Source organism: Pseudomonas sp. AO-1, from assembly GCF_019775695.1.
GTDB classification, from domain to species: Bacteria; Pseudomonadota; Gammaproteobacteria; order Pseudomonadales; family Pseudomonadaceae; genus Aquipseudomonas; species Aquipseudomonas parakoreensis.
The window spans coordinates 1,559,323-1,575,550 of record NZ_CP079947.1; the positions used below are offsets into that span (position 1 = coordinate 1,559,323).

The 16,228-nt window shown below is 60.6% G+C and carries 13 protein-coding genes; 3 read left to right on the plus strand and 10 right to left on the minus strand.

Going from position 1 to position 16,228, the window contains the following annotated elements:
* Positions 1 to 84: 84 nt before the first annotated feature.
* From KVQ82_RS07235 to KVQ82_RS07245, 3 genes are read left to right on the plus strand one after another with little or no spacing between them, the layout of a single operon-like run.
* On the plus strand, positions 85 to 753 hold the full coding sequence (locus KVQ82_RS07235; protein WP_041068703.1) for a class I SAM-dependent methyltransferase: 669 nt from the start codon (positions 85 to 87) through the stop codon (positions 751 to 753).
* Positions 754 to 757: 4 nt separating this feature from the next.
* Positions 758 to 1,471 carry a lipopolysaccharide kinase InaA family protein gene (locus KVQ82_RS07240; RefSeq protein ID WP_041068405.1) on the plus strand — a complete coding sequence of 238 codons (714 nt, stop codon included), beginning with the start codon at positions 758 to 760 and terminating at the stop codon, positions 1,469 to 1,471.
* A 2-nt stretch (positions 1,472 to 1,473) separates the two neighbouring features.
* Positions 1,474 to 1,701: a hypothetical protein gene (locus KVQ82_RS07245; protein ID WP_041068407.1), complete on the plus strand. Its 228-nt coding sequence runs from the start codon at positions 1,474 to 1,476 to the stop codon at positions 1,699 to 1,701.
* A gap of 200 nt (positions 1,702 to 1,901) precedes the next feature.
* Here KVQ82_RS07245 and KVQ82_RS07250 read toward each other — a convergent pair whose 3' ends face one another.
* The 10 genes from KVQ82_RS07250 to KVQ82_RS07295 all read right to left on the minus strand — a co-directional run bounded on the left by KVQ82_RS07250 (position 1,902) and on the right by KVQ82_RS07295 (position 16,179).
* Positions 1,902 to 4,931: a multidrug efflux RND transporter permease subunit gene (locus KVQ82_RS07250; protein ID WP_222018517.1), complete on the minus strand. Its 3,030-nt coding sequence runs from the start codon at positions 4,929 to 4,931 to the stop codon at positions 1,902 to 1,904.
* 13 nt (positions 4,932 to 4,944) lie between these two features.
* A complete protein-coding gene (locus tag KVQ82_RS07255; protein WP_108183660.1) occupies positions 4,945 to 6,093 on the minus strand; it encodes an efflux RND transporter periplasmic adaptor subunit in 1,149 nt (382 codons plus the stop codon).
* Between the two features lie 283 nt (positions 6,094 to 6,376).
* Positions 6,377 to 7,477 carry a DUF1513 domain-containing protein gene (locus tag KVQ82_RS07260; protein WP_222018518.1) on the minus strand — a complete coding sequence of 367 codons (1,101 nt, stop codon included), beginning with the start codon at positions 7,475 to 7,477 and terminating at the stop codon, positions 6,377 to 6,379.
* A 14-nt stretch (positions 7,478 to 7,491) separates the two neighbouring features.
* Positions 7,492 to 8,556 (minus strand): imelysin family protein, encoded by a 1,065-nt coding sequence (locus KVQ82_RS07265; protein WP_222018519.1) that lies wholly within the window; start codon positions 8,554 to 8,556, stop codon positions 7,492 to 7,494.
* A 26-nt stretch (positions 8,557 to 8,582) separates the two neighbouring features.
* On the minus strand, positions 8,583 to 10,010 hold the full coding sequence (locus tag KVQ82_RS07270) for a di-heme oxidoredictase family protein (RefSeq protein ID WP_222018520.1): 1,428 nt from the start codon (positions 10,008 to 10,010) through the stop codon (positions 8,583 to 8,585).
* A gap of 292 nt (positions 10,011 to 10,302) precedes the next feature.
* Positions 10,303 to 11,646 (minus strand): imelysin family protein, encoded by a 1,344-nt coding sequence (locus tag KVQ82_RS07275; RefSeq protein WP_027612472.1) that lies wholly within the window; start codon positions 11,644 to 11,646, stop codon positions 10,303 to 10,305.
* A 228-nt stretch (positions 11,647 to 11,874) separates the two neighbouring features.
* Positions 11,875 to 13,926 carry a bifunctional diguanylate cyclase/phosphodiesterase gene (locus KVQ82_RS07280; RefSeq protein ID WP_041068421.1) on the minus strand — a complete coding sequence of 684 codons (2,052 nt, stop codon included), beginning with the start codon at positions 13,924 to 13,926 and terminating at the stop codon, positions 11,875 to 11,877.
* Between the two features lie 469 nt (positions 13,927 to 14,395).
* Entirely contained in the window at positions 14,396 to 14,992 is a 597-nt protein-coding gene (locus KVQ82_RS07285; protein WP_003227660.1) for a superoxide dismutase, read from the minus strand.
* Positions 14,993 to 15,168: 176 nt separating this feature from the next.
* Positions 15,169 to 15,771, minus strand: a complete 603-nt coding sequence (locus tag KVQ82_RS07290) for a LysE/ArgO family amino acid transporter (RefSeq protein ID WP_086791803.1) — start codon at positions 15,769 to 15,771, stop codon at positions 15,169 to 15,171.
* A 6-nt stretch (positions 15,772 to 15,777) separates the two neighbouring features.
* Positions 15,778 to 16,179 (minus strand): ACT domain-containing protein, encoded by a 402-nt coding sequence (locus KVQ82_RS07295; protein ID WP_041068425.1) that lies wholly within the window; start codon positions 16,177 to 16,179, stop codon positions 15,778 to 15,780.
* Between the last annotated feature and the right edge of the window lie 49 nt (positions 16,180 to 16,228).

Here is a 16,228-nt window from a genome sequence, read left to right on the forward strand (position 1 = left end):
TGACGTAATTTTCACATAGGGACGACCTGACGCTGACATGCCACTACCTATGGTAAGGGTATCAGTCAATCAGGAGCCCCCATGATGAGCAGACCGATCAAGCTCGATTTTTCCGAAAAGTATGATGACCAGCATGCACAAAAATATTTGCGCAAGCATCAGGACGGTCTAGGTCGTCGGTTGTCTCACTGGCGGGACGAGCAGTTGGCCCGCAAGGCGTTGACGCTGGCCGGCGAGCCGGGGCTGGTTCTGGATCTGCCGTGCGGTGCAGGGCGTTTCTGGCCGTTGCTGGCGGAAAAACCCAACCGGGTGATCATTGGTGCGGACAATTCCGAGTCGATGATCAAGACCGCGATGCAATCGCAACCGGCTGACGTCGTGAAACGGGTACAACCTTTGCACACGTCAGCGTTCGACATTGCTTTGCCCGATAACGCCGTCGACAGCATTTTCTGCATGCGGTTGCTGCATCACATCGGTGAAGCCGAGCACCGGCGGGCGATTCTGCGCGAGTTCGAGCGCGTCACCCGTGACAGCGTCATCATCTCGTTGTGGGTGGACGGTAATTTCAAGGCCTGGAAGCGCAAGCGCGCCGAGCGGCGTCGCGGGCAGGAAGGTTACCAGAACCGGTTTGTGTTACCGGCTGTGACAGTTGAAAAAGAATTCGAAGAAGCAGGTTTTCGCATTCAGGAACAACTCGATTTTATCCCGCTCTATGCCATGTGGCGGGTTTACGTATTACGCAAGAGGTAACAGGATGGTGGTGCAAATAGCAGCAGAAACGGAAGTCGCTCCCCAGGATCGCTTCGATTACTACTGGAACCAGCGCGGTGAATGGGTGGAAGAGCCCAACGTACGCCGTGGCGGGGAAAGTGGTGTGCAACGGGTCGTGGGCCGTGACGGCCAGTTACTGTATGCCAAGCGCCAGACCGGACATATCTATCGCAGCTGGTTGCATCCTTTCGGCCGTCCGACGGTCTTGCGCGAGCTGGATGCGCTGACCGGCGTCAGCCGTCTCGGCGTCCGCGTACCGCAAATCGTCTTCTGCGGCGCGCAGCCCGATCCGCAATACAAGTGGCGTGCGCTGTTGGTGACCAAGTCACTGGACGGCTTCGACGAACTTGAAAAGTGGGAAGCCGCCGGTGGTCGTGCGCAATACGGCGAAGCCGTCTACGAGCGCGTGCTCAAGGACCTGGCAGAAAACCTGGCGCGCATGCACAAGGGCCGCTGGCAGCACAGCTGTATCTACATCAAACACGTATTTGTACGGGTGACTGGTGAGGGCGACGCGGCGCAGGTCGAAGTGGCATTGATCGATCTGGAAAAATGCCGCCAGCGTCTGACCGCTTATCGCGCGGCCTCCCATGACATGAAGCAATTGCGTCGCCATTCGTCGTTCAGCGACACGGACTGGAAAAAACTCGTCTACTTTTATGAGACGGCGTTTGGCAGCGCTATCAAAGGTTTATAGCGATGAAACTCGAAATTGCACGAGGTTTGTTTTTGGTTGGAGCCTTGGCAGTTGCTTCATTGGCGGTGGCGGCCTGGGAGCAGCCCCGCATGCAGGTGATCGGTGCCACTACCGGCGATGCTCACTGCGCAGTACCACGGGTGGCGAAAGCCACCGTGGCGACTAAACCCGACCATGATCTGTTGTTGTTCATGTTCGGACTTTCTCAAGGGATGAGGCCACAGAGTTGAACCGATTGAAGCCAAAATGAAAGGCCTCGCAGATGCGAGGCCTTTTTTATGCATGAATGAAAATCCCATCTGATACAAATTCACTCTGTAGGAGCTGCCGCAGGCTGCGATCTTTTGATCTTGATCTTGGCTTTTAAAAACAAAATCAAAAGATCGTCCGAACGCGGCCCGAACCTTCGGCAGCTCCTACAGGGGCCAGGTCATGGCTTTGGATCAGGTTTGGCCAACAGGGTGTAGATGCACGGCAGCACAAACAGGGTAAACAAGGTGCCGATCGACATCCCCGTGGCAATCACCATGCCGATATCAAACCGGCTCACCGCACCGGCACCGGTCGCCAGAATCAACGGCACCATGCCGAACACCATCGCCGCCGTGGTCATCAACACCGGGCGCAAGCGGATTGCCGCGGCTTCCTCGACCGCTTCGCGCGCGGTCAGGCCTTTGTCCTTGCGTAACTGGTTGGCGAATTCGACGATCAGGATCCCGTGCTTGCTGATCAACCCGATCAATGTCACCAGACCGACCTGGGTGTAGATGTTCATGCTCGACCAGCCAAGGAACAGCGGAATCAATGCACCACAGATCGACAGCGGCACCGTCACCAGAATCACCAACGGGTCGCGGAAGCTTTCGAACTGCGCCGCCAGCACCAGGAAAATAATCGCCAACGCGAGGGCGAAGGTTACCCACAGGGCGCTGCCTTCCTGCACGTACTGGCGCGAGGCGCCACCATAGTCGAAAGCGAAACCCGCCGGCGCTTCTTCCCGGGCGATCTGCAGCACGGTGTCGATGGCTTCGCCCATGCTGACCAGCGGGAACCCGGAGATCTTCGCCGCGTTGAGTTGCTGGAACTGGTTGAGCTGGCGCGGTCGCGCCCGGTCGCTGACCTTGATCAGGGTCGACAGCGGCAGCAGCTCGCCCTGGGTGTTTTTCACGTAGTAATTGTTCAGCCAGCCGGGGTTTTCGCGGTACGGTCGCTCGACCTGGGCAATCACCTTGTAACTGCGGCCTTCGATGGTGAAACGGTTGATTTCCGCCTCGCCCAGCAGCGTCGCCAGTGTTCCACCGAGGTCCTGCATCGACACGCCCATCTGCGCGGCTTTGGCGCGGTCGATGTCGACCACCACTTCCGGTTTGTCGAATGCCAGGTCGAGGTCGACGAAGGCGAACTTGCCCGACTCCATCGCACGTTTCTTGATCCGGTCAGCGACTTGCAACAGCAACTCGTAGTCGTTGGCCGTGTTGACCACAAACTCGAACGGCAAACCTTCGCCGGTGCCAGGCAGGGAGGGCAGGTTGAAACCGAAAATCTGCAGGCCGGGGATGCTCGCCAGTTTGCCTTGCACCTCGGGCAGGATCTGCATCTGGGTGCGGCTGCGCTCGTTCCATGGCTTGAGCAGGAAGCCGCCGATGCCCGCTTGTACACCGTTGTAGCCATTGATCTGGAACGAGGAGTAGTACTCCGGAAACTCCTTGAAGATCTTGATGAATTCGTCGGTGTAGGTGCTCAGGTAATCGAGGTTGGTCGGCTGGGGGGCCGTGGCCATCATGAAGATGATGCCCTGATCCTCGTCCGGCGCCAGTTCCGACTTGGTGAACTTGAGAAACACCGGGATCAGGCACAGCACGATCACCGCGAACACCAGCACCACCGGTCGCGTGTTCAAGGTGCCGTGGAGCATGCTCTGGTAGCGGCGCTTGAGACCGTCGAAAATGCGATCGAGGCGGTGCGCCAGGCCACTGGGGTTTTCTTCGTGGCGCAACAGCAGGGCGCACATCATCGGCGACAGGGTCAGGGCGACAATCCCGGAAATCACCACGGCACCGGCCAGGGTCAGGGCGAACTCCTTGAACAAGGCCCCGGTCAGTCCGGTGAGGAAGCCGATCGGCGCATACACCGCCGCCAGGGTGATGGTCATCGACACCACCGGCATGGCGATTTCCCGTGCGCCTTCCAGTGCGGCCTCCAGCGGCGTCTTGCCTTCCTCGATATGCCGGTGGATGTTCTCCACCACCACGATCGCGTCGTCCACCACCAGACCGATGGCCAGCACCATTGCCAGCAGAGTCAGCAGGTTGATCGAGTAGCCCATCATCTGCATGAAGAACATCACGCCGATCATCGACAGCGGGATGGTCACCACCGGGATCACCACCGAGCGCAACGCGCCGAGGAACAGGAACACCACCACGATGACGATCAGCACCGCTTCGAACAGGGTTTTCACCACTTCATCGATCGAGGCCTGAATAAACAGCGTGGCGTCGTAGGCAATCTCGCTCTTGAGGTTGGGCGGCAGCTGCGCTTCCAGCTCCGGCATCAGCTTGCGCACTTCGCGGATCACGTCCAGCGGGTTGGCGCCGGGTGTGGCCTTGATGCCGATGTACACCGACGGCGTGCCGCCGAACGAGCTGATCGAATCGTAGTTTTCCGCGCCCATCTCGACCCGCGCCACGTCACTGAGCAGCACGCGGCTGTCGCCACTGACCTTGAGCGGAATCGCCGCGAAGGCTTCGGCGGATTTCAGTTCGGTGTTGGCATTGATGCTGGTGACCACGTATTCGCCCTTCACCTCGCCGGCGGCGGAGAGGAAGTTGTACTGGCGCACGGCGTTGGTCACATCGCTGGCGCTGAGGCCGAAACCGGCGAGCTTCACCGGGTCGAGCCACAGGCGCATGGCGAACACCTGATTGCCGAGAATCTCCGCTTCGGCCATGCCCGGCAGGGTCGCCAGTTTCGGCTGGATCACCCGCGACAGGTAGTCGGTGATCTGCGGGTTGCTCAAGTCCTTGCTGAAGAAACTGATGTACATCAGCGCCGAGGCGTCGGCCGATTCCTTGCTCAGCACCGGGTCTTCGGCATCCTGCGGCAGTTTGTTCTTCACCTCGTTGGCCTTGGCCAGCAGTTCGGTGAACAAACGGTCGGTGTTGGACCCGATGCGCGCGTAGATCGAGATCACCGAGAAGTTCTGGCGACTGACCGAGGTCATGTAGTCGATGCCCTCGGCGCTGGCCAGGCTTTGCTGCATCGGTTGGGTGATGTAGCCCTGAATGGTCTCGGCGTTCGCCCCGGGGTAGGCGGTGGTCACCGTGATCAGGGCGTTTTCCATTTGCGGGTATTGGCGCAGCGGCAGTTTGCTCCAGGCCTGGAAACCCAGCAGCACAATCAGCAGGCTGACCACGGTGGCGAGCACCGGGCGGCGGATGAACGGATCGGTAAAAGCCATGGGGATTCCTTGATCAGTCGGCGCGGGGCGGACTGTTCTGCTCGCCGAGGGTCTTGTCGTCGCTGATGGCAATGTGTGCGCCGTTGTCCAGTTTGATCTGGCCGGCGGTCACCACTTGTTCGCCGCTCTGCACGCCCTTGTTGATCATCACCAGGCCATCGCGGCGTTCACCGGTCTCGATGAAACGGCGTTCGGCGATCAGCACCGGCTGGCCCTGGTCGTCCTTGACCACGCTGCCATCCTCGGCCTTCTGTTGCCCGACCACATACAGCGAGTTGCCGTAGAGGGTGTAGGTGATCGCGCTTTCCGGCACCACGATGTGTTGCTGTGGATCGGGCAGCAGCACGTCGAGGCTGGCAAACATGCCCGGCAGCAACTTGCCGTCGGGGTTGGCCAGGGTCGCGCGCACCAGAATATTGCGCGTGGTGCTCTCGACAATCGGGTTGATCGCGCTGATGGCGCCGGGGAAGGTCTGTCCGGGATAGGCCGCGACACCGATCTGCACCGGTTGGCCGATGGCCAGTTTTGGCACCGATTGCTCTGGCACATAGAAGTCGGCGTAGAGGCTGCTCAAATCCTGCAGGGTGGCGATTTTAGTGCCGCTGGCGAGGTAGTCGCCGATGTCGACCTGACGAATCCCGATGGTGCCGCTGAACGGCGCGACGATGCGCTTTTTCGCCAGTGCTGCATTGAGCTGATTGACCGTGGCCCGCTCCTTTTGCAGCACCGCCGAGAGCCGGTCGTATTCACCTTTGGAGATGGCCCGGCTGTCGATCAACTGGCTGCCACGGCCGAAATCCAGTTGCGCCAGGCCCAGATCCGCCTTGGCGGTTTCCAGCAGGGCGGCTTCGACGGCACTGTCGAGCTGCAGCAGTGGCTGCCCGGCCTTGACCTTCTGTCCGGATTCGAATTTGAGTTCAGTGACGGTGCCGGCGACTTCCAGACTCAGCTCGACGCCTTGCAAGGCCTTGAGCGAACCGACGGTGGGCAAACGCATCTGCCACGGCTGTTCGGTAGCGCGAGCCACGGCGACGCTGATCGGCGGTTTCGGTTTGGCAAAGCCCTGGATCATGGTGTAGATCGAAAAGGCTTTGTACCCGCCCAATACCAGGACGACCAGCAAGACAACACCCAACATGATCAGCATGCGGCGACGCAGCATTTTTCCAGTTCCTTGGATAAATCAGGTGAGACAGGCGGGCACATTACCCCGAGTCAGGTGGGGATTCCAACTGCCAGTTATTACAGGGGAGGACGGAGTGAAGAAGTCTGAACACTGAACCTGTGGTGAGGGGATTCATCCCCGATGGGTGGCGAAGCCGCCCCAAAACCTGACACCGCGGTCTGTCAATTGAACCGTGTGCGATGGTTTTGCGACTGCTGCGCAGCCGATCGGGGATAAATCCCCTCGCCACAGGTTATGAGTCGTACTCAGAACAGGTGGGTTATGCGATCAAGTGCAGATGGTTGTCCCAGAGCCCCGCCGGCAATTCCAGCGGCTTGGCCAGCAGTTGATCCTGGCGGCAATCGTAGTAGCGGCAACGGCCCTGACCCGAGGTCACGACGAAGCCGTCCTTCACCGCACCAACACCGGCGCAATCGGGCAGCGGCGCGTCGAGGCGCACTTCGCCGCTGTCCAGGTCCCAGATGAAGAAGCGGTTGCCGCGCGGTGCGGTCAACGCCACCAGACGCAGTTCACTGTGCACCGCAACGCTGGCGGTGTAATGCCCCATCGACTGCAACTGATGCTCCGGCACCGGGAATGCCACGAAAGGCTGGCCCGGACGCTTGATCGCCAACAGCTCGGAACGCTCATGCGACGCGCCCATGAACTGCTGGCCGGCGACGATGGTGCCGTCGCTGGCAATGCCCAGGTGGCGCACGCTGTTCATCTGCTGAGAAAGGGTTTCCTTGCTCAGCAGGGTGCCGTCGCGCTGCATCAGCACCAGGCTCGGTTCCATGGCGTTGAGGTTCATGTCGACGCGGCTTTCGGCCTCGGTGCGGATCCCGCCGTTGGCCACCACCAGGGTTTCGCCATCGGGCATCCACGACACCTGATGCGGGCCGAGGCCATGGGTGGAAATCTCGCCGCTGTGCACCAGCCGCTCGCCTTCGAACTTGTACACCCCGAGCAGGCCACGCCCCGGATCAGTGGTGTCGTTCTCGGTGGCGTACAGGTATTCGCCGTCCTTGTGCACCACGGCGTGGCCGTAGAAATGCCGGTTCGGCTGCGAGGTCACGGTTTGCAGCAAGGTCCCGTCGCGCAGGTCGATCAGGTAGCTCTCGGTGCCCGGGCGGCGGGCGACGAACAGCGCGATCGGCAGCGTCGGGTGGTTGATGATGTCGTGACAACGCTGGCCGACTTCGGTGGCGAACACTCGCGTACCGTCCAGCCGATAACCGACGGCGTAATGCTTGCCGTCGGTGTCATCGCGCGCCGAGAGCAACAGCGGGCTCTGATCCTTGCGCTTGAACAGCGTCCAGCCGCCCAGTGTCACTGCTCCCAGCAGCAAACTACCTAAAGTCAGAGCCTGGCGTCGCAGCATGGCACTTGCCCTCATCAGTCACCGTCGTTGGCGTTGAAGCCCAGTTGGATGCCCAGCGCCTTGGCCAGTTCGCCTTCGTGCAGGCGATGGACGACGTTGAGGCTGTCGTAGAGATCGTTGAGTTGTTGACGACCGGCGTCGTCCTGGAGCATTTCGGTCAGCGAGCGCTGCGTGCTGCCGAACAGCTCCAGCGACGCGGCGTAAGCGGCGTCGATTTTGTCTGCCAACGGTTTCTGCTCGGCCGGCAACAGACCGCGCAGGCCCTTGTTGTCGACGCCTTCCCAGACGGTTTTGGCCGCTGCCAGACTGGCCTCCAGCGCGGTCAGCGACGACTGGCTACGCCATGCATCGGCCTGGAACGGTTGCGGCACACCCTTGCTCTGACGGCCCATTGGCGTGCCGAGTTTTTTCTTCAGGGTGTCGAGGGCGGTAACCTGAACGCGCAGCAGATCGGCAATCGCTTCGTGGGAGTCGGCGTAGCGCTGGTTGGGGAATTTGCTCATCTGCGCGAGCATGCCGTCGGTGTTGTTCCAGCTCTGCAGAATCTCCTCGGCCAGTTGCTTCTGACGCTCGCCGATGGCGATCAGCAACGAGCAGTACTTGGCTTTCTGCTCGGCGTTGGCGACGTCCGGCTTTTCATCGAAAAGGATGTACTCGTACGCCGACAGGCCCTGTACCACCACGCTGGATTTGGCCAGTGCGGCGGCGTCGATCTGCGGCTGGGCGGTGACCAGTTGCTCGACCTGACGACCAACGAGGTTTTTCTTGTCCGGCCAGAATTGCACCTGCCACGAACGGTTGCCCTCGGCCAGTGGCCCGATCAGCAACGGTTGCAGCTCGGCCCAGGCTTTCTGCGCGTGCAGGAAGTCGGCGCGGGCGGTTTCCAGGGTTTCCTTGCCTTGGCAGTAGGCGAGGGCGCTGACCGCCAGTTGCTTGTCGGCTTCGACCCAACGGGTGTAGGTCGGCAGGATCACCGATTTGGCGATGGCCGCCGACGTGACTGCTTGCGGGTCCTGCGGCGAGCAAGCGCCAAGAGCAAGTGCGGCAAGGCTGGTGAACAACAACTTGGGACGGAACATGTCGGGCTCCCGATTCTTTTAAGTGTTTAAAGTGAGTTCAAGAACGCCAGCAGCGCGGCACGCTGCTCGGCGTTGAAAGACAAAACCTGTTGCTGCGCCTGCTGCGCTTCGCCGCCATGCCAGAGCACGGCTTCGAGCAGGTTGCGGGCGCGGCCGTCATGCAAAAACTGAGTGTGGCCGCTGACTGCCTGCGTCAGGCCGATCCCCCACAACGGCGGGGTGCGCCAGTCGCGGCCGGAGGCCTGGAATTCGCTGCGGTGGTCGGCCAGGCCGTCGCCCATGTCGTGCAGCAGCAGATCGCTGTACGGGCGAATCATTTGATTGGCCAGCTCAGGTTCGGCGGCGTTGGCGGCGGTGGTGTATTTCGGTGTGTGGCAGGACTGGCAGCCAGCCTGGAAGAACAGGTTCTTGCCGGCCAGCACTTGTTCGTCGTTGACGCCACGACGTGCTGGCACTGCGAGGTTGCGTGTGTAGAACAGCACCAGACGCAGGATGTTGTCGCTGACTTCCGGCTCGCCGTCCGGGCCATTGCCGTTCGGCGCCTGTTTGCACGCAGTTTGTGCGTCGGTGCAGTCATCGAAGGGTCTCAGGCTGGTGGTCAGGCCCATGTCTCCGGAAAACGCGTGGACATTCTGCTGATTGAGATTCGGTTGCCCGGCTTTCCAGCCAAAACGGCCGGCCACGGTTTTCTGTAACTCATCGTCCCAGACCCGATTTACGCGACCCTTAATGCCGTTGTTCTCTTTGGCCTGCGCGGCGGCGTTGGCGAGGATCGCTTCTTCGGGAATGGCTTCGAGCAGGCCGAGGCCGATCATCGGCGGTGCGACGCGGGCCGAGAAACGCGTGTCCGGGTGCATCGGGCCGTAGCCCAACTGAGTGAATTGCAGAACCGGTTTGCGCAGCTCCACTTCGGTGCCGTCCTTGAAACGAATCGGCAGCGGGGTGTACTCGACGCGCACCTTGCCTTCGGGCGTGACACCGGGCACGGCCATGTCCTGGAACTGCCCCCCGTAGATCGGCTCCGGCACCACGCCGAGTTGCTCGATGACGTTGGCATAGGCCGGCGAATCAGGAATCGACAGGCGCACCAGCATCGACACCGCGTTCGCCGCATCCGGCGTTGGCGGATGTCCACGACCATCCTTGATGTGGCAGTTCTGGCAGGCGTTGGTGTTGAACAACGGGCCGAGGCCATCGCGGGCGGTGGTGGTCGACGGGGCGATCACCCACGGACTGCGGAAGAAACTGTTGCCGACACTGAAGTCGACCCGACGCGACGGCGGCAGATTGGCCGAAGGCAGCGAGAACGCATTCTGATCGGTCTTGCGCACAGTCGTCGCCCCGCCCGAACGCGCTTCACCGGGCTCAGCCTTGGTAAAGCGCGGGGCGTCATCGCAGGCACTCAGGCCCAGGGCCAGAAACAGTGCGGACAAGCGAAGCAGCAGCGAGGGCATCAGACATCCTGCGGGCGGGCGAAAACAAAGGCGCAAAGTCTAACAGGGCGAGGGAGTTTGAATAAGAGGAATTATCGTTTGCTTGATTTGCGGCAGGGTTTCACTCGAGACCGAGGCGCAGCCATCGCTGGCAAGCCAGCTCCCACAGTATTTGTGTTGTACTCGGAGTGTGTGAACGCCGCGAAACCTGTGGGAGCTGGCTTGCCAGCGATGCGGCCATCAGCATCACCGCAAAAAGCAGGCATGAAAAAGGCGACCCGAAGGTCGCCTTTTTTGACGCAGACGCGCGTGATCAGAACTCGTGATCAGCGTTGTCCGGGTTCAGGTCGCTGATGCCCAGCTTGCCGGCAGCGGCTTCGATCGAACCGGTCTGCTTGACCAGCGCGGCGATGGCGTCACGCACGATCTGGTTGCCGGCGGTGTTGCCCGCAGCGATCAACTGGTCGTAGTGCTCACCCTTGTTGGCGTGATCGACCATGACCTGGATCTTGGCTTCGGTAGCGGCCAGATCGGCTTTCAGCGCGGTGTCGGCAGCCGGGTCAGCCTTGGCCACCAGCGACGACAGGCTGGCGCCGGTCATCTTGGTCCCGTCAACCCGGGTGTACTCGCCCAGGTACACGTTACGAATGCCTTTGGCATCGTAGAAGTGCGAGTTGTGGGTGTTGTCGCTGAAGCAATCCTGTTCGTCTTCCGGCGAGTTGGCTTCCAGCGAAACCTTCATGCGCTCGCCCGCCAGTTCACCCAAGGACAGGCTGCCCATGCCGAACAGCATTTTGCGCAGACCGCTTTCAGCCGGCTCGGCTTCCAGGGTGGCGCGGTAGTTGTCGGCCACGTTCGGCTTCCAGTTGCCGACCATTTCTTCCAGGTCGCTGACCAGCAGTTGGGTCACGGCTTTGAGATAGGCACGGCGACGATCGTTGTGACCGCCGGTGGCGCCTGCGCCTTCCAGGTAGTCCGACGCCGGACGGTTGCCGGCGCCCGGGCCGGTGCCGTTCAGGTCCTGGCCCCAGAGCAGGAATTCGATCGCATGGTAGCCTGTGGCGACGTTGGCCTCGGAGCCGCCCAGCTCGTTGAGGCTGGCGAGTTTTTCCGGAGTGATGTCTTTCACGTCGACCTTGTCTTCGCCGACCTGCACTTCAGTGTTGGCGATGATGTTGGCGGTGGCACCCGGGTTGCCCAGTGCGTGTTCGTAGGACTTGTCGACGTAGTCGATCAGGCCTTCGTCCAGCGGCCAGGCGTTCACCTGACCTTCCCAGTCGTCGATGATGGTGTTGCCGAAGCGGAACACTTCGCTCTGCAGGTAAGGCACGCGCGCAGCGACCCAGGCAGCCTTGGCGGCTTTCAGGGTGTCGGCGTTCGGTTTGGCGAGGAACGCGTCGACCGCGGTTTGCAGGGTTTTCGCAGTGGATTCGGCATCGCTGTAGACGGCGAAGACCATGTCGGCGTAGTGCGCAACCACAGCCTTGGCGGCGGCTTCATCGACTTTACCGGCAGCAGCGGGGGCCGGTGCAGCGGCGGTGCTGGCGGCCGGCGTCGGCGCGGCCGGGGCGGCAGCCTTGTCTTTGCCTTCGCCGCAACCGGCGAGGGAAATAGCGATGGCCAGCAGACTGGCGGTAGCCAGAGGCATACGAATCATGGCGAACATCCTGCTTCGGTAATGGAATGGACAGGGCGCGGGGGTGCGCAAAGCTGCGACATAATGCAAATCTTTCGCATTATGTGTAAAGGGTTGTGGCTGGAAATATTTCTTGTTTACGCCGGTGTGATGGCGCAGATCAAAAGATCGCAGCCTCGTTTCACTCGACAGCTCCTACAGGGCAATGCGATCCCTGTAGGAGCTGCCGCAGGCTGCGATCTTTTGACTTTATAAAATAGCCGCGTTGCTGCGTTGGGCTTGCTTGAGGTAGGCAGTCAGCTCCCGGGCCGGCAGCGGCTTGCTGTAGTGGTAACCCTGACCTTCGTGACAGCCTTCGGAAATGATGTAGGACTCTTGCTCGGCGGTTTCCACGCCTTCGGCGATCACCTGCATGCCCAGGCTCTTGCCCAGCTGGATGATGGCGCGAACGATGGTCGCATCGTCGTCGTCATCCAGCAGGTCCTGAACGAAGCTCTTGTCGATCTTGATCTTGTCCAGCGGCAGGCTTTTCAGGTAACTCAGCGATGAATAGCCGGTACCGAAGTCGTCGATGGCAATCAGCGCACCGGAGCGGCGCAGGCTCAGCAGGTGTTGGGCGGCGGTGCTGATGTCTTCCATCAGGCCGGTTTCGGTGACTTCCAGCTCCAGGCTGCGCGGCGGCAGGCGGTAGATCTGCAGCAGGTTGTTGACCACCCGCGGCAACTCGGCGTGGTGCAGTTGCACGGTGGACAGGTTGACCGCCATGCGCAGATCGACGAAGCCCTGATCGTGCCATTCGCGCAATTGCTTGCAGGCCTGATCCAGCACCCACTCGCCGATGGCGATGATCGTGCCGTTCTGTTCGGCCAGCGGGATGAACAGGTCCGGCGGTACCAGACCGTGCTCCGGATGCTGCCAGCGAATCAGTGCTTCGACCCCGACCACGCGGTGATCGCGGTAGCTGATCTGCGGCTGATAGACGAGGTAGAACTGGTCGCGAATCAGTGCGTCGCGCAGGTCTTTTTCCAGTTCGCGACGGCGACGCATCTCGCTGTCGACACTGGCGATGTAGAACTGATAGCGGTTGCGCGAGCGGGTCTTGGCCAGCGTCATGGTCTGCTCGGCCTTCTGCAACAGCTTCTCGGTGCTGTCGCCATCCTCGGGAAACAGGGTGATGCCAATGGTCGCGCGCAGGCGGATTTGTTGATGATCGAGGTCAAACGCCGCTTCCAGATCATCAAGGATGCTTTGCGCCAGTTCTGCCGCCTCGTAAGGCTGCTCGATATCGGCCTGCACCAGCGCAAACTGGTCGCCACCCAGTCGGGCGAGGGCGCCAAGGCGACCGCTGTGGGCGCGCAGTCGGTCGGCCAGTGCCAGCAATAACTGGTCGCCGGTCTGGTAGCTGAACTGCTCGTTGATCCCTTTGAAATCATCCAGCCCCACGCACAGCACCGCGACCCGGCGTTGCAGCTTGCCGGCGTCGACCAGAATCTTGTCCAGTTGCTGCTGCAATTGCTGGCGGTTCGGCAGGCCGGTGAGGAAGTCGTACTGGGCCATGCGCAGCAGGCTGTTTTCCGCTTCGTGGCGCAGGTGGGTGTTGCGTTCGATGGATTCGAGCAACTGGTTGGCGGTGTTGATCCAGATCCCCAGTTCGTTTTTCTCATGGCCCTTGAGCTGCGGAATCTTGTGCTCGCTGGGGCGATCGGGATTGATTTCGGTGAGGTGCTCGATGATCCGCGACAGCGGCTTGGTCAGCAGCCAGTGATAGACCAGATACAGCACCAGGCCCATGGCCAGGGCGCGCAATACGCCGGAAATGAAAATGATCACCGAACTGACAATGAAACTCTCGCCATAGGTGGCGGTGTCGAGGGTGATGCTCAGGTCGCCGTAATACTCGCTGTACGGGCCGCGACCGACCAATTGGGTGGTGAAGGTGCGTTCCTGACCGAGGATCAGATCGGTCAGCCAACGGCTGTTGGAGTGCTGCAACTCACGGGACTTTTGCGCGAGCATCGCTTCATTGGGATGGCCGATGGAGGCCTGGCGCACCGCGTCGTCCTGGAACAGGCCTTCGATCACCTGCATGCCCATTTCCCGGTCCAGGCTGTAGACGGCCTGCGTCGAGGGATCGCGGAACATGTCGAGGATGCGCTGCGCATCGCCGGCCACCGCCTGGCGGGTTTTATAGGCATCGAAAACAATCTGGGCGCAGCTCAAGACCACGCCGACGATCAATGCCGAAAGGAGCACGACCCGGAGCAACTTCACCGACAAGCTGTTCTTGAGTTCCAGCTTCAAAGGGTTATTCCTTGTTCCGTGCGGGTAGCGTCAAGTTGCCATGAGTATTGGCAATCCCGTGTTGGCAGTCAAAGGGACAATCAAGCCTCGGAACATTTGCCCGTGGCCTTGGCCGAAATACTGCTGTCTGGAGTCTCAGCTCTATTTGTACTGTGTCGGTAGTTTCGGCCCTCAACTTGAGCGGTGCGGGACAATTTTTCCTCTGTTTGATGTTAGTCCGATGTGCTGCCCCGGCAAGCCGCCGCAGACAACGTTCATCGTGAGAAAAACGCTATTTCCTGTAGGAGATGCCGAAGGCTGCGATCTTTTGGTCTTGCTTTAAAAAATCAAAGTCAAAAGATCGCAGCCTGCGGCAGCTCCTACAGAAAAACAGAGGCGCCAGAAATCGTGGCACGGTGCGGCAGCTCCTACACAAAGCAAAGGCATAAAAAAACCCGGCAATAGCCGGGTTTTTTGACTGGCGCGCAGCTTAAGCGGTGAAGGTTTTACCTTCGAACTGCTCGGCAACGAACTTCCAGTTGACCAGGTTCCAGAACGCTTCAACGTACTTCGGACGCAGGTTGCGGTAGTCGATGTAGTAAGCGTGTTCCCAGACGTCGCAGGTCAGCAGCGGGGTGTCGCCGCTGGTCAGCGGGTTGCCGGCGCCGATGGTGCTGGCCAGGGCCAGGGAACCGTCAGCTTTTTTCACCAGCCAGCCCCAGCCGGAACCGAAGGTGCCGATCGAGGTTTTGCTGAACTCTTCCTTGAACTTGTCGAACGAACCGAAGGCTGCGTTGATGGCTTCAGCCAGTGCGCCGGTTGGTTGACCGCCGGCGTTTGGCGCCAGGCAGTTCCAGTAGAACGTGTGGTTCCAGACCTGAGCGGCGTTGTTGAAGATGCCGCCCGAGGAAGTCTTGACGATCTCTTCCAGGGTCTTGCCTTCGAACTCGGTGCCTGGCACCAGGTTGTTCAGGTTCACGACATAGGTGTTGTGGTGCTTGTCGTGGTGAAATTCCAGGGTTTCCTTGGAAATGTGCGGCTGCAGGGCATCGTGTGCGTAAGGCAGCGGCGGCAATTCGAAAGCCATGATGATTCTCCTAATCAGGTCTGTTGCGGTGAGCGCAAGGCCGATCACGGGCGGCCAGAAATGCACCGACGAGTTTTTACTCTTTGCGGCGCAGGGTTCGGATCATAGCACCGGGGTCAAGGCTTAACCACGCAACAACTGTGTGGGATAGAGGTTCCAGAGCTGTTTGGAATAAATCACTGGGCCAATATCAATTGCCCGGCGACCGTGAACATCATCAACGCCACCACCAGATCGAGAATCCGCCAGGTACTCGGCCTTGCCAGCCACGGCGCGAGCCATGCGGCACCGAGGGCGAGGGTGAAAAACCACAGCAGCGAAGCACTTGCCGCACCCACGACATAAGCGCCCGGCACCGATTGCTGCGCCCCCAGCGAGCCGATCAGCAACACCGTGTCCAGATAAACGTGCGGGTTGAGCAGCGTCACTGCCAATGCGCTGAGCATTACCGCGCGCAACGAGCGTACGGTGTGGTTTTCTCCCTGATCCAGACTCTGTTTCGAGAACGCCCTTCGCAGCGCCTGGCTGCCATACCAGATCAGAAAGACCGCGCCGCCCCAGCGTGCCACCGCGAGCAATGTCGGGTTCTGCGCCAACACGGTGGCCAAGCCAAACACCCCGGCCGCCACCAGCAGCGCATCGCACGCCACACACAACGCCGCCACCGGCAGGTGATGTTCGCGTCGCAGACTCTGCGCCAGCACAAAAGCGTTCTGGGTGCCGATCGCCATGATCAGCCCCAAGGCCACCAATAGCCCGTTCACATAGCTTTGCCACATCAATAATTACTCCGCATTGGCTGCGAGATCGCGCAGCACGTGCATGGCGCGTTCGGCGTCGGCCTGACCGACAAACAAATGATCGTGGTAGTACCCGGCGATCACGTTGCAACTGATCCCGGCCTTGCCCAGTGCGCTGGCGAACGCAGCGGTCAGGCCAACGGCTTCCAGTGCCGAATGCACGTTGAGGGTGATCCACGCCGCGACATAATCGAAACTGAACCCGGCGCGTTCAGCCTGGGAACGCTCGAGAATCACGGTCAGGCCTTCCTGCTCGCGGAAGCTGCCGACAATTTCCAGACCATTGGGCAACGGCGCGTCACGCAGGGTGCAAAACACGTATTCGCCGGCATTGAGCTGCGGGCTCATGCTGCGCAGCAGCGTCGTGAGTGAGGTTTCGCCAGCCATTGCTGTGTTCCTTGATAAAGAGTGCTTGCTGGCTATTCTCCGGTCGAAA

Coding starts and splice junctions, on each gene's coding strand:
- KVQ82_RS07235 (WP_041068703.1), top strand. CDS start 85: ATGAGCAGACCGATCAAGCTCGATTTTTCCGAAAAGTATGATGACCAG.
- KVQ82_RS07240 (WP_041068405.1), top strand. CDS start 758: ATGGTGGTGCAAATAGCAGCAGAAACGGAAGTCGCTCCCCAGGATCGC.
- KVQ82_RS07245 (WP_041068407.1), top strand. CDS start 1,474: ATGAAACTCGAAATTGCACGAGGTTTGTTTTTGGTTGGAGCCTTGGCA.
- KVQ82_RS07250 (WP_222018517.1), bottom strand. CDS start 4,931: ATGGCTTTTACCGATCCGTTCATCCGCCGCCCGGTGCTCGCCACCGTG.
- KVQ82_RS07255 (WP_108183660.1), bottom strand. CDS start 6,093: ATGCTGCGTCGCCGCATGCTGATCATGTTGGGTGTTGTCTTGCTGGTC.
- KVQ82_RS07260 (WP_222018518.1), bottom strand. CDS start 7,477: ATGCTGCGACGCCAGGCTCTGACTTTAGGTAGTTTGCTGCTGGGAGCA.
- KVQ82_RS07265 (WP_222018519.1), bottom strand. CDS start 8,556: ATGTTCCGTCCCAAGTTGTTGTTCACCAGCCTTGCCGCACTTGCTCTT.
- KVQ82_RS07270 (WP_222018520.1), bottom strand. CDS start 10,010: ATGCCCTCGCTGCTGCTTCGCTTGTCCGCACTGTTTCTGGCCCTGGGC.
- KVQ82_RS07275 (WP_027612472.1), bottom strand. CDS start 11,646: ATGATTCGTATGCCTCTGGCTACCGCCAGTCTGCTGGCCATCGCTATT.
- KVQ82_RS07285 (WP_003227660.1), bottom strand. CDS start 14,992: ATGGCTTTCGAATTGCCGCCGCTGCCTTACGCACACGATGCCCTGCAG.
- KVQ82_RS07290 (WP_086791803.1), bottom strand. CDS start 15,771: ATGTGGCAAAGCTATGTGAACGGGCTATTGGTGGCCTTGGGGCTGATC.
- KVQ82_RS07295 (WP_041068425.1), bottom strand. CDS start 16,179: ATGGCTGGCGAAACCTCACTCACGACGCTGCTGCGCAGCATGAGCCCG.